A 17,876-nucleotide genomic window follows, 5' to 3' on the forward strand; every position below is an offset into this window, starting at 1 on the left:
ATGCAAGGGAAGTGAGAGAAAAAAGGTCGAAATATCCTTTAAAAAACAATGCTGGTCACCTTAAGTGACCAGCATTAGCCCCTGGGGCTGCCTTTTCTTTTGGGAAAACCGCCCTTTCAGACGCTCATTTGCCCCAGGTTCTTTCCAGAACGTTAATCCAGTTTTTATAGCAGATTTTCTCCAGCAAAGCCTGACCATATCCCGCTTTACGCAGTGCCTCTACCAGCACCGGTAATCCGCGTACGTCCTTCAAAAACGGTGCCATAGACGCCCCGTCAAAATCCGACCCGAACCCTACGCCGTCTTCGCCCAGATGTTCAACCAGATAGTCCACGTGACGCACCATGATATCTGTGCCGGTATCGTCGCTGCGTTTGCCGTCTTCGCGCAGGAATGGCACCGCAAAGTTCAGTCCGACGAAACCGTTACTCTCTTTGATTGCACCAAGCTGTTTGTCTGTGAGGTTACGCGACTGCGGACAAATGCTGTAAGCATTGGAATGACTGGCCACCAGCGGCGAATCGCTCAGTTCGGCCACCTGCCAGAAGCCTTTTTCGTTCAGATGCGACAAATCAATCATGATGCGTTTCTGATTACACGCTTTGATCAGCCGGATACCCGCGTCGGTCAGCCCCGGACCGGTGTCCGGCGACGTCTGATACTTGAACGGCACGCCTTCGCCGAAAATGTTCGGGCGACTCCAGACCGGCCCGAGCGAGCGCAACCCCATGCTGTAAAGCACATCCAGATTATATAAATCCTCATCTATCGCTTCCGCCCCTTCGATATGCATAACCACAGCTAATGCATGGTTATCCATTGACTCTGTGATTTCCTGCGCGGTACGACAAATTTTCACCTTTCCCTGCGACTGTTCTTCGATTCTGAGCAGGAACGCCATCATGCCAAATGTGACGTCACGTGCAAAATTGAAAGAAGGTGTCGGGGAAAAATCAGGATGCTTTTGAGTACCTTCCGGCAGAAAACGGGTGTCCACAGTACGATCAGGCACGCCTTTTGCTAGATCTACTTCAGGAGTAGGCACCCAGGCGGCGAAAAGCCCGCCGGCAAAGCCTGCGTCACGACAGCGCGGCAGGTCTAATTGTCCGCTGGCGGGTCCCTGAAGGAATGTATGTGCAGGATCCTGACGATGTTCGTTCCAAAGTTGTAGCAAAACATCGTTATGTCCATCAAAAACCGGCATTAATTCTTCAGTTCCGTGCGCTACGTTATTCATAAAAAAGGTCTACCTTTGATTGAGCATGACTAAGACAACGGAGATTTGTTCAGCCAGGGTGCACTCACACTGTGAAATTGCACCAGGAGAGAACAAGCACAGTACGCTTCACATTAGTTTTTTCGATATGAAGCGTCGGGTTGTGTAAAGCAACGGTTTTTCATTTAAGCCAGTTGTCCGGAGTTTAGTCAAGGGTTGGCCAACGTGATTTTTAATTTTACTTTTATATATCAACACGATGGGAGTAGTTATGGTTACCAGGCGTCAATTTGTTACCGGTTTTTCCGCAATACCTGTTCTGTCCTACCTGAAATTCGATGCAGTCTTTGCCGCCACGCCAGCGTCAATTCTGGTGATGGCTATCCAGCTCGATATCATTACCAGCCTTGATCCGCATGAAAGTTTCGAGTCCGTGGGCAGTGAAATTACCGGCAATATGTATCAGCAACTGGTGAAACCCAAACTGGCCTCCCCTGATGAAATCGAAGGCGATTTAGCGGTTTCGTGGACCGCTTCCGACGATAAAAAAACCTTCACCTTCAAACTGGATCCGAAAGCCAAATGGGCCGACGGCAAACCGGTCACCGCCGAAGACGCGGCGTTTTCCCTGCAACGCGTGGTGAAACTCGACAAGAGCCCGGCCTACATCATCAATCAGTTTGGCTATACCAAAGATAACGTCGACAGCCTGATAACAGCCCCTGACGCCGAAACGCTGGTGATTAGGACCACTGAACCGGCATCCGAATCCTTCCTGCTGTATTGCCTGACCGCAAACGTCGGCAGCATCGTGCAGAAATCGGCCTGCCTGGCCAATCAGGCGGGTGACGATTTAGGTAATGCCTGGCTGAAGAAAAACAGCGCCGGTTCCGGTGCGTTCAAACTGCGCGACTGGAAAGTCAGCGAGTCCGTGATTCTGGAGAGCAATAAAAACAACCCGCACGCGGGCAAAATCCAGCGCATCATCATGCGTCACATCATCGACCCGTCTGCCCAGCTGTTAATGCTGCAAAAGGGCGATATCGATATCGCACGTAACCTGACCACTGAACAGCTTCGCCCGCTGATGAAGGACAAAAACTTCACGCTGGTACAGAAAGGGATTGCCGGCACCTTTATGTTGTCCGCTAATACCGCGCACCCGAATCTTGCCAAACCGCAGGTCTGGCAGGCGATCAAATGGGCAATCGATTACGAAAACATTCAGCAGCATATCGTGCCGCTGACGCACAAAATCCATCAGAGCTTCCTGCCGGAAGGCTTCCCGGCAGCGGTGAATACCATCATGTACAAACGTGATGTGGCAAAATCCAAAGCGCTGCTGGCCGAAGCCGGTTTCCCGAACGGTTTTGAAATCACGCTGGATCACTATTCCGCTTCACCTTCTTCCGACATCGTGCAGGCATTACAGTCAAACCTCGCTGAAGTCGGGATTAAGGTCACGCTGCTGGCCGCAGAAAGCCGTCAGGTGCTGACCAAAATGCGTGCCCGCCAGCAGCAACTGGCGATGACTCAGTGGGGCGCAGATTACTTTGACCCGAACTCGAACGCCGAAGCCTTCTGCAGCAATCCGGATAACACCGACAAAGCCAAGAGCCGCACGCTGGCATGGCGTTGCAGCTGGCAGGATAAAGAGATCTCAGACCTCAGCACCAAAGCACTGAAAGAGTCAGATCCGGCCACCCGCATCAAGCTTTATGAAGAGTTGCAGACCAAACATATGGAAAACAGCCCGTTTGCCATCATGCTGCAACCCACCATGACCGCCGCCTGCCGTAACGTGATTTCCGGCGTGGTATTAACAGTAATGAGCACCAGCCCTTACGAGAAGGTTGTTAAAGCGTGATGAGCAAGAGACTCAAAGGATTTCTGAGTACCTGCATCAGCGTTTGTCTTACTTTGTTTGGTCTGTCGGTAGTGACTTTTTTCATCGGTCGCGTGATGCCGACGGACCCGGTTCTGGCTGCGGTTGGCGATAACGCCCCGCAGGCAGTCGTCGAACGGGTTCGTCATGAAATGGGGCTGGATCAGCCCCTCTGGATGCAGTTTTTCCATTATCTCAGTCAGGTGTTTCACGGTGATTTAGGCCGTTCCGCCCTGACTTCCAATCTGGTCACCACCGATATCGCCCGCTTTTTCCCGGCCACGCTGGAACTGGCGACAGCAGCGATCATTATTGCGGCCATTATTGGCATTCCCCTGGGTGTCTGGGCGGCAACGCGTCAGGGCAGCTGGATTGACCAGACCATCCGCGTGGTGTGTCTGGCCGGTCACTCCCTGCCGGTGTTCGTGCTGGCGCTGCTCAGCCTGCTGATTTTCTACTCTGCGCTGGGTATCGCGCCGGGGCCGGGACGTCAGGACATCATTTATCAGGACATGATCCCGCAGGTCACCGGTTTGCTGACCGTCGATTCTCTGCTAGCCGGTGACCTGGGCGCATTCCGGGATGCCCTCGCGCACATGGCTCAGCCAGTGCTGATACTGGCGTATTTCAGCATGGCCTACATCACCCGCATGACCCGTACCTTTATGCTTAACGCGCTCGGCGGCGAATATGTGGTAACCGCCCGCGCCAAAGGGCTTTCTGCACAGCGCGTCATCTGGAAACATGCTTTCCCGACCGTCGGCGTGCAGCTAATTACCGTTCTTGCACTGACGTATGCCGGTTTGCTGGAAGGCGCGGTGGTCACTGAAAACGTGTTCTCCTGGCCCGGCCTCGGACAATATCTCACCGTCTCGCTGATGAATGCGGATATGAACCCGGTGATCGGCTCCACGCTGCTGATTGGCGCAATTTATGTGCTGCTCAACCTGCTGGCCGACCTTCTCTACCGACTATTGGATCCCCGCGTAAAATGAGCACTCTTCCGGTCACACCTCAACCCCGCGCGGGCAGCCGCGCCTGGCTGCTGGCAGATACGCCGCATACCCGGACGCAAGCCGTCTGGGGACGCCGTTACCGCATCTGGCTTGGCCTGCGCAAAAATCCGCTGGCCGTCACCGGCCTGTTCACTGTACTTATCGTGTTGCTGATTTCAATTTGTGCACCGTGGCTGACCAGCTACGATCCGGGCGCGCAGGACTTAGCACATCGGTTGGCGAAACCCTCTTCCCTGCACTGGCTGGGCACCGATGAGCTGGGGCGCGACACCCTGAGCCGTATTCTTTATGGCGGACGCATCACGCTCGGAATGGTGATTATTGTGGTGGCAATTGTCGCCCCGCTCGGCCTGCTGATTGGCTGCGTGGCCGGTTATGCCGGCGGATTACTTGACCGTATTCTGATGCGCATAACTGACATCTTTCTGGCATTCCCGCGTCTGATCCTGGCTCTGGCCTTTGTCGCTGCGCTCAAACCCGGTATCGAAAGCGCCATTCTGGCGATCGCTCTCACTGCCTGGCCGCCGTATGCCCGTCTCGCCCGCGCCGAAACCATGCAGGTGCGCGGCACAGATTATATTGCCGCCTGCCGTCTGACCGGCGCGACACCGACGCGTATTGTGCTGCGCCATATCATGCCGCTGTGCGTGCCAAGTCTGGTGGTGCGTATCACGCTGGATATGAGTTCGATCATAATCACCGCCGCCAGCCTCGGCTTTCTCGGGATGGGCGCACAACCCCCGTCACCGGAATGGGGCGCGATGATAGCCACCGCACGCCGTTTCCTGTTCAGCGAATGGTGGGTGCCGCTGATCCCGGCCATTGCGATTTTCGTCACTTCACTGGCGTTCAACTTCCTGGGCGACGGCCTGCGCGACGTCCTCGATCCTAAGGAGAAATGATGCTGGTTGATATCAAAGATCTGCATATTACCTTCCAGACCAACAGCGGCAGTTTCGACGCAGTTCGCGGCGTATCGCTGTCTCTGGGCAAAGAAAAGTTCGGTATTGTCGGCGAAAGCGGATCGGGGAAATCCCTGACCGCACGCTGTCTGATGAACCTGCTGCCCTCAAGCGCAAAATGCCGCGCCGAAACCCTGTCCTTCGACGGTATCGACCTGCGTAATGCCAGTGAAAAACAGATGCGCCAGATACGCGGCAAACGCGTCGGCTTCATTTTGCAGGATCCGAAATATTCGCTGAATCCGGTAATGCCGGTTGGCAAACAGGTGGCGGAAGCCTGGCAGACGCATAAAGGCGGTTCGAAAAAGCAGGCGATGAACGCCGCCATAGAACTACTGGATCAGGTGCGTATCCGCGATCCGCATAAAGTCGCCGAACGTTACGCTCATGAAGTTTCCGGCGGTATGGGACAGCGCGTGATGATCGCCATGATGCTGGCCCCGGATCCGGAACTGATGATTGCCGATGAACCGACCAGCGCGCTGGATGCCACCGTGCAGGCGGAGATTTTGCGTCTGCTCGACGACCTGGTGTCCAGTCGCGGCATGGGACTGATTCTGATCAGTCACGATTTGCCGCTGGTGTCCAAATTCTGCGACCGCGTGGCCGTGATGTATGCCGGCCGTATTGTCGAAACGTTACAGGCCGGTGATTTGCTCAAGGCACAACATCCTTACACGCGCGGGCTGCTGGAATGTCTGCCGTCGCTGAAACATCCGCGCGACAGACTGCCGGTTCTGGTGCGTGACGAAGCGTGGAAAATCTCATGACTGACCAATCTCCTCTTTTCTATCAGAATTTAGATAACAGCAAAATTATTCTGAATAATCTGCGGATTGCTTTTGGCGATACCGAAGTGGTGAAAGGCGTGAGTTTCAGCGTCGCACCGGGTGAATGCTTCGGAATTGTTGGCGAAAGCGGCTCGGGAAAATCCACCATTTTACGTGCGCTGGCCGGACTAAATCAGTCCTGGTCGGGCGAAATGGTGATTGGCGGTGAAGATCAGCTGCCGGTTAGGCAGAAGCGCTTTTTCCGCCGCGTGCAGATGGTGTTTCAGGATCCGTATGGCTCGCTGCATCCCCGCCAGACCATCGACCGCATTCTCAGCGAACCACTGATCGTTCATGGTTTTCTCAATATTGAGAAGCGGATAACCGACGCCCTGAGCGAAGTGGGTCTGCCACAGGCGGTACGTTTTCGCTTTCCGCATCAGCTTTCCGGTGGACAGCGTCAGCGTGTCGCCATTGCGCGGGCAATGATTTCGGAGCCAGAAATTTTACTGCTCGATGAGCCCACCTCAGCGCTGGATGTCTCGGTACAGGCGGAGATCCTCAACCTGTTAAGCGACCTGCGTGAACGGCGGAAACTGACTTTTATTCTCGTCAGCCACAATCTGGCCGTAGTAACGCATCTTTGCACCAGCATTGGTGTGATGATTGGTGGTGAAATGGTCGAGCTTCTGAGCGCAGACGATTTACGGACGGGCAACGTCACCCATCCGCATACAGTAGAATTACGATCGTTAAGTCTCAGTTTAGAGGAGCCCGAATAATCGTTGCACAAACCGACATCATTCCGGTCTCACGGGCAGTCAGACTGCCCTCTTATTCACTGATAAACAGTCTGTGGAGATTCTAATGACCTCTGATTTACAGTGGCAAACCGCTGAGGCGACAGCAAAACGCATTACTCAACACTGGGACAAACCCGGTGAGCCCGGCGGGGCAATCACTCTTTTTGACAGCAAAACACTGCGCGGTTTCGCCACCGGCGGCCTGGCCAATCTGACCACGTCCGAGCCGTTCAGCATGGATTCGGTGGTGCGTTATGCGTCCGTAACCAAGCATATTTTTGCGGCGCTGGCCTTACTGAAAAGTCATGCCGGACTTTCGCCGGATGATACCCTCGGTCAGTATTTACCTGAGCTGAAACCGCCGATGTCGCAGGTGACTATCGGTCAGGCGCTGGACATGACCGGCGGTTTACCTGATGTTCGCGAGACCCTCTCCCTGCTGGGAATTTCGGTTTATAACGTCAGCGACGCGGATGCGATTATGGCATTTCTGGCGCAGGACGGCGCTCTCAATTTCCCCGCTGGCACGGAGATTTCATACAGTAATACCGGTTACCGGCTGGTGGAGGAAATCCTCCGGCGAAAAGGCATATTATTTGAAGATCTGCTGACAGAACACATCGCGCATCCGCTGGATATTACATTCCGCGCACCAGAAACCTGGTTTGATATTGTACCCAATCTGGTACCCGGTTACTGGCAGGACACCACCGGCTGGAAAACGGCCGCCGCCGGTTTGCATCTTTCCGCTTCCGGCAGTCTGACCGGCAGCGTACGTTCGCTTTCCGTCTGGCTGCAAAGTCTGCTGGCAAACAACGGACCGGGCGCAGGCGTGCTGAAAACGCTGACCGCGCAGCGCCATCTGCAAGGCAATATCCCTTCCGCCTACGGGCTAGGCACGACCTCGTCGCAAATCGGGGAACATACTGTTTACGGCCACGGCGGTTCTCATGCCGGTTACAAAACCTATTTTCTCCTGCATCCTGAACTTGACGCAGGTATCGCGCTGGTCTCCAATCGTGAAGACACGACCGCCTATATGCACGCGCTGGAAGTCATGTCCGCATTGCTGGCATCACCGCTTCCCGCCCGCAGTAATGCATTGCCGGACGGACTTTATTCAAGCATCGCCGATCCTTACTGGCTGAAAGTCAGCAATGGCACCGCCAGCTATCTGGGTTCCGCCGATAATTTGTATCAGGGCGAAGACGTCGGTGAAGCCATTACGCTTTCGGCGCATATGCCCATGCGCTTGCGCTGGAACGGTCAAGCCATTGAAGGTGAAATCGGCCATGCGCCACGTTACTTCCGGCCAATTGAACCCAACGACTGCCTGAAAATGGTTCAGGGCCGCTGGTATCATCCGGAATCAAAAGCCGCCTTTGATATCGACGGTGACAAGTTACGCATTGGTGTGGGAACACAGCGCGCCAGCGGACAGTTAACCTCGCTGGGTGCAGGACGCCTGCTGGTGGAATTACCCGACGGGCCGTGGAAGAAAACCTTTTGTCTTTATTTCCAGGGTTACAACGTAAAGCTAATTTCCAACCGCAGCCGCGTATTGAATTTCTATCGGGAGGAATGTCGCAGCAGCTGGTAAATTGACTGATAACCTCAAACGGAGCCGCCCCTCAGTCACAGCGAGGGGCGGTACTGCATGAGTTATTTTTCCACCTCGCATTCATCACAGCCGGGGATCACTGCCGGCTTATTCGGCTTCTTCTCAGCGTTTAACAACAGATTCGCAATAATAGCCACCGCCGTTCCGATAGTGATCCCGCTGTGCAAAAACATCCCTGCTGTAGAAGGTACGTGCTGGAATATTTGCGGTACCAGCACCGGTAACATGCCGAGGCCCAGCGTCAAAGCGACGACCATCGGATTATTATTGTTTTGAAAATCCACTTTCCCCAGCGTACGTATTCCTGATACCGCCACCATACCGAACATTACAATCCCCGCACCGCCGAGAACCGGTTTAGGCACAGCCACCACCAGTGCAGCCAGTTTAGGAAACAATCCCATGACGATTAAAATGCACCCTGCCGTGCCGACAATAAAACGGCTGCGAACGCCGGTCATACTGACCAACCCGACATTTTGGGCAAACGCGGCGTAAGGGAACATATTAAACAGTCCACCGACAAACGTGGCGCTGCCGCAAGCCAGCAAGCCGCGCCGGAGGGTATCTTTATCCGCCGGACGTTCGACAATTTCCCCCATTGCCATCATTGAAGACATGGTTTCAACCATGACCACAATCATCACCATTGACATCAGTACCGCCGGCATCAGGTGAAACTGAGGACGCGCAAAATACATCGGCGAGGGAAACGTCATCCAGCCGGTATTGCTGACCTGCTGCCAATCAAAGCCATGAAACAGGCTATAGACCACCGTGCCGACCGCTATGCCGATCAGTACTGCAATGTTTTTCCACATCCCCTTGCCGAAAATGTAAATCAGCATAATGACGGCCAGCGTGAATAAGGCCATCAGCAACGAGGAATAATTGCCGAAATCAGGCGATGCAATATTCCCGCCGCCAATCCACCCCCCCGCTACAGGCAAAATCGACAGACCGATTAACGTCACTATGGTGCCCATCACCACTTTGGGGAAGAACCGCACCAGCTTGCAGACCAGCGGCGCGCAGATAACCGTAAACAGACCGGCGATAATAACGGCCCCGGAGATCCCCCCTATTCCGTATTGCTGACCAATCAGCCCCATCGGGATCAGCGCGGCAAAAGTACAACCCTGAACGATGGGCAAACGACTGCCGATCCAGTTACCGATACCGATGGACTGCAAGATAGTGCCGCAGCCGCAAATGAATAAGTCGGTACTGATAAGCATTATGATTTGCTCGTTGGTGAATCCGACCGTTTTACCGATGACCAGCGGAACCGCGATGGCCCCGGCGTACATGACCAGAACATGCTGTAAACCATAAATCAGCATTTTTCCCAGCGGTAAAATCTGGTCAACCGGATGCACCGGTTCCGGCGTATTTTGTGATTGATGAGGTGTAATGACAGAGTTTGCGTTATCAGTTTTCACGATAAATCCTTATCTGAAGACTCTTGAGGCCCGGTCTCAGTCGGCCGGGATTAGCTCAGGCGATCCATTCGTTGCCATAAACGCAGCGCAACTTTGCGGGCTTCTGCATAAAGCTCAGCCACATCAAACGGAAACTCCCTGTTTTCATAGACCATTCGACCGTCGACCATCACACTGTGAACACTCTGGCTGCTCAGTCCGAATGCCAGATGACCACCGATATTTTCTGCCAGTAACGGCGTCGGTGAGTCATAGTCACAGATGGTCAAATCGGCTTTATTCCCCACATCAATACGGCCAAACCGGGCGTTGAAATTACGCGCCAGCAGCGTGTTCCCGTTCCATAAAAAGCGAGTGAAATTGTCTGGCCAAAGCGGGCCACCCGCATCCCGGTGTTTAAAGAACGCAAATTTCATTTCTTCCCACATGTCGCTGCCGATGCCATCTGTGCCTAACGCAAGATTGCGATACTGAGCAAGCTTATGGTTGTAACCGACGTGGTTGTTCATGTTCGACCGGGCGTTATGGACCAGAAAAGCGTCATGCTCATTGAGAATGGCAATATCATTATCTGAGAGGTACAACCCGTGAGCGATAAGCGTGCGGTTAGTGATCAGGCCGTAATGATCCAGCCGGGCAATAAGATCCAGACCATATTTATCGTGGCTGTGCGACACATCGTAACTGTCTTCGGCAGCATGAATATGCAGCCCGCGACCGGTGGATTTCATCGCTTCGCGCAGCATTTCCATCCCTTCATGCGGCACGGTGAAAGGCGCATGTGCGCCGATATGCGCCTCGACCAGATAAGGCTCATTTCCCGCTCTTTTTTCCCTGTCGATCAGATGCGCGAAGGCAATATTTTCCTCCACGCCCGCCCACAGTTCCTGGCTGCCATTATTTCTGTCTGTGGTTTCAAAGCAGGTCATGCCGCGTAAGCCCGTTTTGATAAAGGCTTTTCGCAAAGTACTCAATGAACCTTTGATGTAATTGGGCGAAGCATGATGATCAATAACAGCGGTGCAGCCATTGCGGATAGCGTCCAGCGAACAGATAAGGCCGCTGTAATACAGTGATTCTTCGTCAAGCGCCCGATCCAACCGCCACCACAGATTTTTCAGCGTCGAAATAAAGTCCGGGCTGGGGGCTATATTGGCGGTGATCCCGCGCGATAATCCCGAATAGAAGTGATTATGCGCACAGACCATTCCCGGCATTACCACCTTACCTTTCAGATCGCGAACTTTTGCCTGCGGATAGTGATCGGCAATTCCTGAACCGACTTCTTTGATAACACTGCCATCAATGACAATATCCAGATGCTCAATCACACAAGCGGGATCGAACTGCACGACCGTGGCATTTTTTAAAATTTGCATGATTTATTCCTCCACCTGTCCGAGAAGATAACGGTGATGAGTTGCGACCTGCGTGATGACGCGGCACAACGTTTCCAGCCCTTCAGGCACGGCTTTCACATTGCCTTGCGGATCGAGGATCAGGGGATAAACCTGAGTCCCAAGCCGGGCATGGATCTTTTGCCCCTCGAGATAAAAGCCCGGATTGGTGCTGTTATCGAAATCAGCTTTCAGGCTGAAAACGGTAATTTTGTCTTTATAAGGTTTGCCCTGCCACGGGCAAAACTGAGCGCAGTTACCGCATTCGTTGCAGTAAGCATCCAGATGGAGAGTCTGATAAGGATCGTGCAAGCCAGGCACTGCGATGGAAATATTGGCGCGGTTAGGACAAACATCGACGCACTTACTGCATACATAGTTACATTCCAGACAACGGGCGGCTTCCTGCATCACGAACGCATCCTGCTGTTCCATAGCCACAGGATTAAGCTGGATCAGTCCCTTTCGGGCGTAAACATCATTGATACTGATTTGTAATGGCCCGTTGGTATCGGGAGTCAGGGCTTTCTGTTCCCGGTGCAATATGCAGTCAGTCGCACGGCGTGCATCACTGATGGCAGCGACAATAGATGACGGACCACTTTGAACATCACCAATCAGAAAGACGTTTTGGCGTCCGGTTTCTGCCGTGATTTTGCTGACCAGCGGCCAGCCATCCGCCCCCATAGGGATCCCCAGTGCCTGTAAAGCCCCCAGATCAGGCTGTTCTCCAATCGCCGTAATGACACTGTCGGCATGCAAGGTGACAGTGTGGCCTGTTGGCACCGGACGGCGGCGCCCTTTTGAATCGGGTTCTCCAAGCTCCATGACCTGTGCTTTCAGTGAACCATCAGCGTCGAAACGTTCAGGATCCATAAGCCAGCGGAACTGCACATTGTCTTCTACCGCTTCGAGATACTCTTCATGCCAGGCTGGCATTTCCTTCATACTGCGGCGGTAAACAATCGTGACCTGACTAACACCGGGAATTCGTTTCGCCGCACGGGCACAGTCCATCGCTGTATTACCCGCACCGATCACCACGACTTCCTGCCCCATTTCGAGGGTTTCGCCCTGATTAAAGCGACGAAGGAAATCAAATGATTTCAATATATTGCGGTTATCTCCGGCGAGAGAAAGTCCGTTGTTTTTATCCGCACCAATACCGATGCAAACATATTTAAAGCCTTGTTGGTGCAGCAGGTCGATAGTCAGATCCTTGCGGCACCCGTATTCAAATTTCACACCGTGAGCGGCAATAAAATCAATGTCATGCTGTATTGCCTCCCGCGGAATTCTGAACCGGGGAATGATATTGCTGACAACGCCCCCGGCGTCAGCCTCACGTTCGAACAACGTCACTGCATGGCCTGCCCGCGCCAGGAAATAACCCGCAGACAGCCCGGCCGGACCTGCACCAATAACCGCGACAGGATGTTTTTCGCCACTCCCGGCCGGTTTATGCCAGCGTTTGCTATAGGCTTCCCACCCTTTCTCCAGCGCTATTTTTTTCATTTCACGAATGTTCAGCGCACTGTCGTAATCAAGCCGGGTACAGTTATTCTGGCACTGGTGGTCACAGATATGACCGGTGATAGAAGGCAACGCATTGCGCCGATAGATCAGATCCAGTGCTTCCTCGTAACGTTGTTCCCCCATCAGATGAATATATCCGGGAATGTCCTGTCTGATGGCGCAGGCACTGATACAAGGCGCCACATAGCAGTCGGTTAAAGGCAGCGGACCACCGGCATCAATTTCTTCGGATGATTTCCAGTCTTTTTGCGTATAGGCCATCGTCAGTGACTCGCGGGCTAACGCTTCAAGTTTCGGTAAATCAATCCCCTGCATTTCCCAGCATTCCGACTGGTCCAGCATTTGAATACACTGCGTCTGGCGCATATAGCCGCCAGGCTTGAGCAAATCCGTCGCCATGGTGATCGGCCGGATACCGGTATCAAAAATCTGGCGGATATTCGCCTGGCTTGCTCCACCGGAATATGAAATCGGCAATTTGCCATCAAAGGCACGGGAGAGGATCCACGCCACGTTGATGGAGAGCGGGAATAAGGCGCGCCCGGACATATACATTTCGCCGCCAGGCAGACGACCTTTGCCGTTAAGTGTGCCCAGCGTGTTGGTCAGTTTGACGCCAAAACTGAGATTTTTCTTCTCTGCCACCTGCAGCAAGCGCTGCAACATGGCTCTGGCCTGCTCAAGCTTGAGGTCATGTTCAAATGAGGCCGGATCTATTTTGATATAGCTGAAACCGCACCCATCGAGGATCTCGCGGACACGCTCATAACCCAGAAGTGTTGGGTTAAGTTTCACAAACGTATGTAATCCTTTTTCTTCCAGCATGTACTGGCAAATCGCTTCAATTTCATTTGGAGGACAGCCATGCATTGTCGACAACGTGAGCCCGCTGACCATATTTGCAGGAATACGCTCAGTTAACGTATAAAAGCGAGGCGTTAGCGGTTCAAGGCCTAATGCGGGTTCGAAACTGTACCCCTGAATAAAAGTATGCAGAATATTTCGATATGCAGAGAATTTAGGATGATGTGCAGAATCCATCATGTTATGAATGAATTCCTGCATGGGTGGTTGCTGAATTCCCTTCAGGTCATAACCCACACTCATATTAAAAATAAATGATTTATCCTGATCTTTATGGCGGGGATTAAAAATCTCCTCCAGTAAAAACAGGATGAACCAGGCTTTCAGATATTCATCATGGGCTTTCTTCAGGGTAAATTCCGTGGACCATTCAGTATTGAAGCATTCATCCTGTGCATCAATACACGGTTTTTCCAGCTCCAGCCGGTCCAGTATCTGTACCGTTTTTAATTCAATAAAGCGCCCCCCCGTTAACCAGGCCGCAACGATGTTTTGCGCCAGCTGGGTATGCGGGCCGGCGGCGGGCCCAACGGGTGTTTCACAGGTTTCGTTGAACACTTTGATAAGGTGATGTTTTTCTTGACGATAAAACTGTTTTTCCGGGATCCCGAAGATGGACTTATTTTCTTTATATTCCTCAAAGATCCTCGACAGCAATTCGCCGAAAGGAATGGGACGCATAATGTCTCCCATGGATGTCTCCTTACTTACAGATGAGTGTTAAATCCCGCAAGGGTTGTATGCGGAATAATTTCGTCACAAGCATGGAGCAACATCCAGGCCAATTTCAGGATCACTTCAGGAATATGATTTAATTCGTGACACGCATCGTAAATATAAAATCAACACGGACATTTTTGGTGGGAAAAAATAATATTCATTTTCATGCCCTGACGTGCAGGAAGTTATTCGTAGCGGTTTTCATTCTGATTATCAATTCCGGATTGATATTTATCAGATTGAGAATTTTCACGGGGATCCGGCGGATAATGACAACAGCAGGTCGGATACAGGGTAAAATTACGGGGCATAAAAATTGCATGGATGTTTGCAATGTATAACGGTTAAGGAATAACGATGAGCTTATTTGCAGATGCTGCCCGGATGGAAAAACAAAACATTCCCTTTGCAATGGTCATTATTACAGAAAGCAGAGGCTCAGCGCCGCGGCATGACGGCCAGATGCTGGTCATGCCCGAAGGTAATATTCTGGGCACAGTAGGCGGAGGCATGATGGAAAGAAAGGTCATTGATGAAGCCTTAGTGGCTTTACAGGATGGAAAGTCACGCCTGTTTCATGGCCGTATGACGCGCAACGGACAGGACGCCGTAGGCTCGGACTGCGGAGGGGCAATGTCAGTATTTATCAGCGTACATGGGGTGCGGCCGAGACTGTTACTGGTTGGCGGCGGGCATGTAAACCGCGCAATAGCCCACGCGGCTTCAGCACTCAATTTCAACCTGCTGGTCACTGACATTTATGCACCAAATCTTCAGGCGGGCGATTTCCCCGCGGGGACCTCGCTGTTACTGAGCCATAGTTTTGCCGATGCGTTAAAAGAAATCGTACCGGACGAAAATACGTATGTCGTTATAGCGACCAACAGCAGTGATCTGGAGGTGGTCAGTTTACTCATGGGATACCCTTGCCGGTATCTTGGGTTACTCGCCAGCCGTCGAAAAGTGCATACGTTTACTCAACACTTTATGGCCAGCGGCCTGACGAGCAGCCAGCTTGCCCCCCTTCGTGCACCGATAGGTTTTGATATCGGGGCAGAAACTCCGGAAGAAATCGCGATAAGCGTGCTGGCTGAAATTCTTCAGGTTAAAAACGGAGCAAGTGGCATGTTGCTGGACTGTACGAGTGACTGCTTATCAGTTACCGGGGAAACGGCCTGACAGCTCTTGAGGACAGACCGCCCTTGTGGACAGACAGCCCTTGTGGACAGACAGTTTCATTCTCTGTCAGCGCCGGAAATCTTGCTGATTTCCGGCGACGGGTTTACGAATGCAAGCTTTACAGGGAAATAAGGGTACCTGCTTCCCCCGCAATTCCTTCCCGCGCTTTCTCAAGCAGCGTGATTAAAGACTTTCGCCCAGGTTTGGATTCGGCAAAAGCCAGAGCGGCTTCTACTTTCGGCAGCATCGAACCTTTGGCAAACTGATTTTGAGTGATCAGCTGGCGTGCATCAGCAGCGTTGAGTTTGTCCAGCCACTGCTGTTCTGGCTTGCCGAAATTGATTGCCACTTTTTCAACAGCGGTCAGAATAATGAGCAAGTCTGCATCAATTTGTTCTGCCAGTCGTGCACTGGCCCAGTCCTTATCGATAACCGCACTGACGCCCCTGAGATGATTGCCTTCGCAGATAACCGGTATACCGCCCCCTCCGGCGGTGATCACGACTTGTCCGGCGTTAATCAGGCTGACAATACTGGCTTTCTCCACGATGTCCTGCGGTTTTGGCGAGGCAACGACACGACGATATCCCCTGCCAGCGTCTTCTTTCAGCGTTATGCCTTGCGCCTGTAAAACCTGCGCCTCCTGCGGAGTAAAAAACGAACCTATCGGTTTGGTCGGATTAGCGAAGGCCGGATCATGTTCATCGACCGTAACCTGCGTAATGATCGTTGCCACCGGTTTGTTGATGCCGCGAGATAGCAGTTCTTCGCGTAATGCATTTTGCAAGTCGTAGCCGATATAACCCTGACTGAGTGCCACACACACCGACATGGGTAACAGCGGTAATTGCGGATCCATTTTTGATGCGGCTTCGAATGCCAGATGGATCATTCCCACCTGAGGACCATTACCGTGCGTAATGATGACTTCATGCCCTTCGGCAATAAGATCCACAACCGCCCGCGCGGTGGTTTTAACCGCCTGCATTTGTTCAGGCAAATTGTTGCCCAGCGCGTTGCCCCCAAGGGCCAGAACGATCCTTTTATGATTGCCCATACTGTGCTTCCTTTTCTTGATGTTGGAATGGCTGACGGTGAATGAATTTTCCGCGGGCGGCCTGACCGGTGAAATGTCCATCCCTGGCGATAATGTCACCACGCGATAGGGTCAAAACAGGTTTGCCGCGACAGACAAACCCTTCATAGGGTGAATAGTCTGCGTTATCGTGCAAATTTTGGTGGCGAATAACGTCATTTTGGCGTGGGTCGAAAAGTACCAGATCAGCATCGGCACCCGGCAGTAAACTGCCTTTGCGCGGCCATAACCCGAAGAGTTTCGCCGGTTTGGTACTGGTGAGCTCCACAAAACGACTGGCTGAAATACGCCCGCTCATGACGCCTTCGGAAAACAATAACGACATGCGGTTTTCCACACCCGGCAGTCCGTTCGGGCACCGTGAGAAATCTTCCTTGCCCAAAATCTGACGTTGAGCATAAGGGAAAGTGCAATGGTCAGTGGCGACTACATCCAGCGAACCTTCAGTAATGCCGACCCATAATTTGTCCTGTTCACTTTTTGGTCTCAGCGGCGGGCTGAGTATAAATTTCAGGGCATCGTCACGCTGGTAACATTGTTCATCAAGCAGTAAATATTGCGGACAGGTTTCGACCCAAACCGGTTGTCCTGCGGCCTTGGCCAGTTTGACGTAATCCAGTCCGAGGCCATTGGAAAGATGCACAATGTATAACGGGCTTCCGCCCGCGAGTTTCGCCAGATTGATCATGCGCGCAATGGCTTCGGCTTCGCATTCCAGTGGCCGACTCAAAGCATGGTACAACGGCGCGATTTTCCCCTGAGCAAGAAACTCCGAGCGACGCAATGCTATCGCCGCATCATTTTCGGGATGCACAGTTGCCATCGCGCCCACCTCTTTCAACCGCCGCAGAGCGCGCAATACAGCAGGATCATCAAGTTTGTACTGATAGGTCAGATACAGTTTGAAGCTACTGATCCCTTCTTCTTCGACCATCGCGCGCATTTCATCGAGAATCGCATCATCAACATGCTGAATGACGCCGTGAAAGCTGTAGTCGATCACGGCCTTTTGGGCTGCATACTCGTGATACACCTTAAGCTGATGGTGCAACGAACATCCGGTCGGACCGAATCCCATATGGTCGATAATAGTGGTGGTTCCGCCGCAGGCTGCGGCGCGGGTACCTGAACTGAAGTCGTCGCAGCTTCGCGCTAATCCGACATCAATGTTGAAATGTGTGTGGACATCAATTCCGCCAGGCATGACATACAGCCCCGACGCATCGATAACCTCCATATCCGGTTCCGGGATTATGTTGATTGCTACCTGCGAGATGCACTCACCCTCAATGAGCAAATCACTGCGGACAATTTTTGCGTCATCAACCAGCATGCCACCTCTGATAAGCCGCCTCATCATCACTCCTTT

At 52.6% G+C, this 17,876-nt stretch carries 13 protein-coding genes; 7 read left to right on the forward strand and 6 right to left on the reverse strand.

The features are described from left to right. Nucleotides 1–124: 124 nt before the first annotated feature. Nucleotides 125–1,237, reverse strand: a complete 1,113-nt coding sequence (locus D6C13_RS16625) for a dipeptidase (RefSeq protein WP_120133819.1) — start codon at nucleotides 1,235–1,237, stop codon at nucleotides 125–127. Between the two features lie 250 nt (nucleotides 1,238–1,487). Between D6C13_RS16625 and D6C13_RS16630 the strand changes: the two genes are divergently transcribed. The 6 genes from D6C13_RS16630 (at nucleotide 1,488) to D6C13_RS16655 (ending at nucleotide 8,252) form a co-directional block, all read left to right on the forward strand. Further along, nucleotides 1,488–3,083 carry an ABC transporter substrate-binding protein gene (locus D6C13_RS16630; protein WP_120133820.1) on the forward strand — a complete coding sequence of 532 codons (1,596 nt, stop codon included), beginning with the start codon at nucleotides 1,488–1,490 and terminating at the stop codon, nucleotides 3,081–3,083. Further along, nucleotides 3,083–4,096, forward strand: coding sequence for an ABC transporter permease (locus D6C13_RS16635; protein WP_120133821.1), 1,014 nt, complete (start codon nucleotides 3,083–3,085; stop codon nucleotides 4,094–4,096). Before D6C13_RS16630 ends, D6C13_RS16635 begins: the two co-directional genes overlap by 1 nt. After that, a complete protein-coding gene (locus D6C13_RS16640) occupies nucleotides 4,093–5,019 on the forward strand; it encodes an ABC transporter permease (protein ID WP_120133822.1) in 927 nt (308 codons plus the stop codon). Before D6C13_RS16635 ends, D6C13_RS16640 begins: the two co-directional genes overlap by 4 nt. Then, on the forward strand, nucleotides 5,019–5,849 hold the full coding sequence (locus D6C13_RS16645) for an ABC transporter ATP-binding protein (RefSeq protein ID WP_120133823.1): 831 nt from the start codon (nucleotides 5,019–5,021) through the stop codon (nucleotides 5,847–5,849). The genes D6C13_RS16640 and D6C13_RS16645 overlap by 1 nt, the downstream gene beginning before the upstream one ends. Then, the gene (locus D6C13_RS16650; RefSeq protein WP_120133824.1) at nucleotides 5,846–6,631 is read left to right on the forward strand and encodes an ABC transporter ATP-binding protein; all 786 of its coding nucleotides are present in this window, start codon (nucleotides 5,846–5,848) and stop codon (nucleotides 6,629–6,631) included. Before D6C13_RS16645 ends, D6C13_RS16650 begins: the two co-directional genes overlap by 4 nt. A gap of 85 nt (nucleotides 6,632–6,716) precedes the next feature. Next, the gene (locus D6C13_RS16655; RefSeq protein WP_120133825.1) at nucleotides 6,717–8,252 is read left to right on the forward strand and encodes a serine hydrolase domain-containing protein; all 1,536 of its coding nucleotides are present in this window, start codon (nucleotides 6,717–6,719) and stop codon (nucleotides 8,250–8,252) included. Nucleotides 8,253–8,314: 62 nt separating this feature from the next. Here D6C13_RS16655 and D6C13_RS16660 read toward each other — a convergent pair whose 3' ends face one another. The 3 genes from D6C13_RS16660 to ygfK all read right to left on the reverse strand — a co-directional run bounded on the left by D6C13_RS16660 (nucleotide 8,315) and on the right by ygfK (nucleotide 14,205). Beyond that, the gene (locus tag D6C13_RS16660; RefSeq protein WP_244212710.1) at nucleotides 8,315–9,688 is read right to left on the reverse strand and encodes a nucleobase:cation symporter-2 family protein; all 1,374 of its coding nucleotides are present in this window, start codon (nucleotides 9,686–9,688) and stop codon (nucleotides 8,315–8,317) included. Nucleotides 9,689–9,765: 77 nt separating this feature from the next. Beyond that, nucleotides 9,766–11,094 carry a putative aminohydrolase SsnA gene (gene ssnA / locus D6C13_RS16665; RefSeq protein ID WP_120133826.1) on the reverse strand — a complete coding sequence of 443 codons (1,329 nt, stop codon included), beginning with the start codon at nucleotides 11,092–11,094 and terminating at the stop codon, nucleotides 9,766–9,768. 3 nt (nucleotides 11,095–11,097) lie between these two features. Then, the gene (gene ygfK / locus D6C13_RS16670; protein WP_120133827.1) at nucleotides 11,098–14,205 is read right to left on the reverse strand and encodes a putative selenate reductase subunit YgfK; all 3,108 of its coding nucleotides are present in this window, start codon (nucleotides 14,203–14,205) and stop codon (nucleotides 11,098–11,100) included. Nucleotides 14,206–14,589: 384 nt separating this feature from the next. Between ygfK and D6C13_RS16675 the strand changes: the two genes are divergently transcribed. Next, entirely contained in the window at nucleotides 14,590–15,411 is an 822-nt protein-coding gene (locus D6C13_RS16675) for an XdhC family protein (RefSeq protein WP_120133828.1), read from the forward strand. Between the two features lie 118 nt (nucleotides 15,412–15,529). On the opposite strand, the gene arcC is transcribed toward D6C13_RS16675, so the two are convergent. Together arcC and hydA are read right to left on the reverse strand one after the other, a co-directional pair. Next, nucleotides 15,530–16,468 (reverse strand): carbamate kinase, encoded by a 939-nt coding sequence (gene arcC / locus D6C13_RS16680; RefSeq protein WP_120133829.1) that lies wholly within the window; start codon nucleotides 16,466–16,468, stop codon nucleotides 15,530–15,532. Beyond that, nucleotides 16,455–17,864 carry a dihydropyrimidinase gene (hydA, locus tag D6C13_RS16685; RefSeq protein ID WP_120133830.1) on the reverse strand — a complete coding sequence of 470 codons (1,410 nt, stop codon included), beginning with the start codon at nucleotides 17,862–17,864 and terminating at the stop codon, nucleotides 16,455–16,457. Before hydA ends, arcC begins: the two co-directional genes overlap by 14 nt. Nucleotides 17,865–17,876: the final 12 nt, after the last annotated feature.

Origin of the sequence: Rahnella woolbedingensis (genome assembly GCF_003602095.1) — a bacterium.
GTDB lineage: Bacteria > Pseudomonadota > Gammaproteobacteria > Enterobacterales > Enterobacteriaceae > Rahnella > Rahnella woolbedingensis.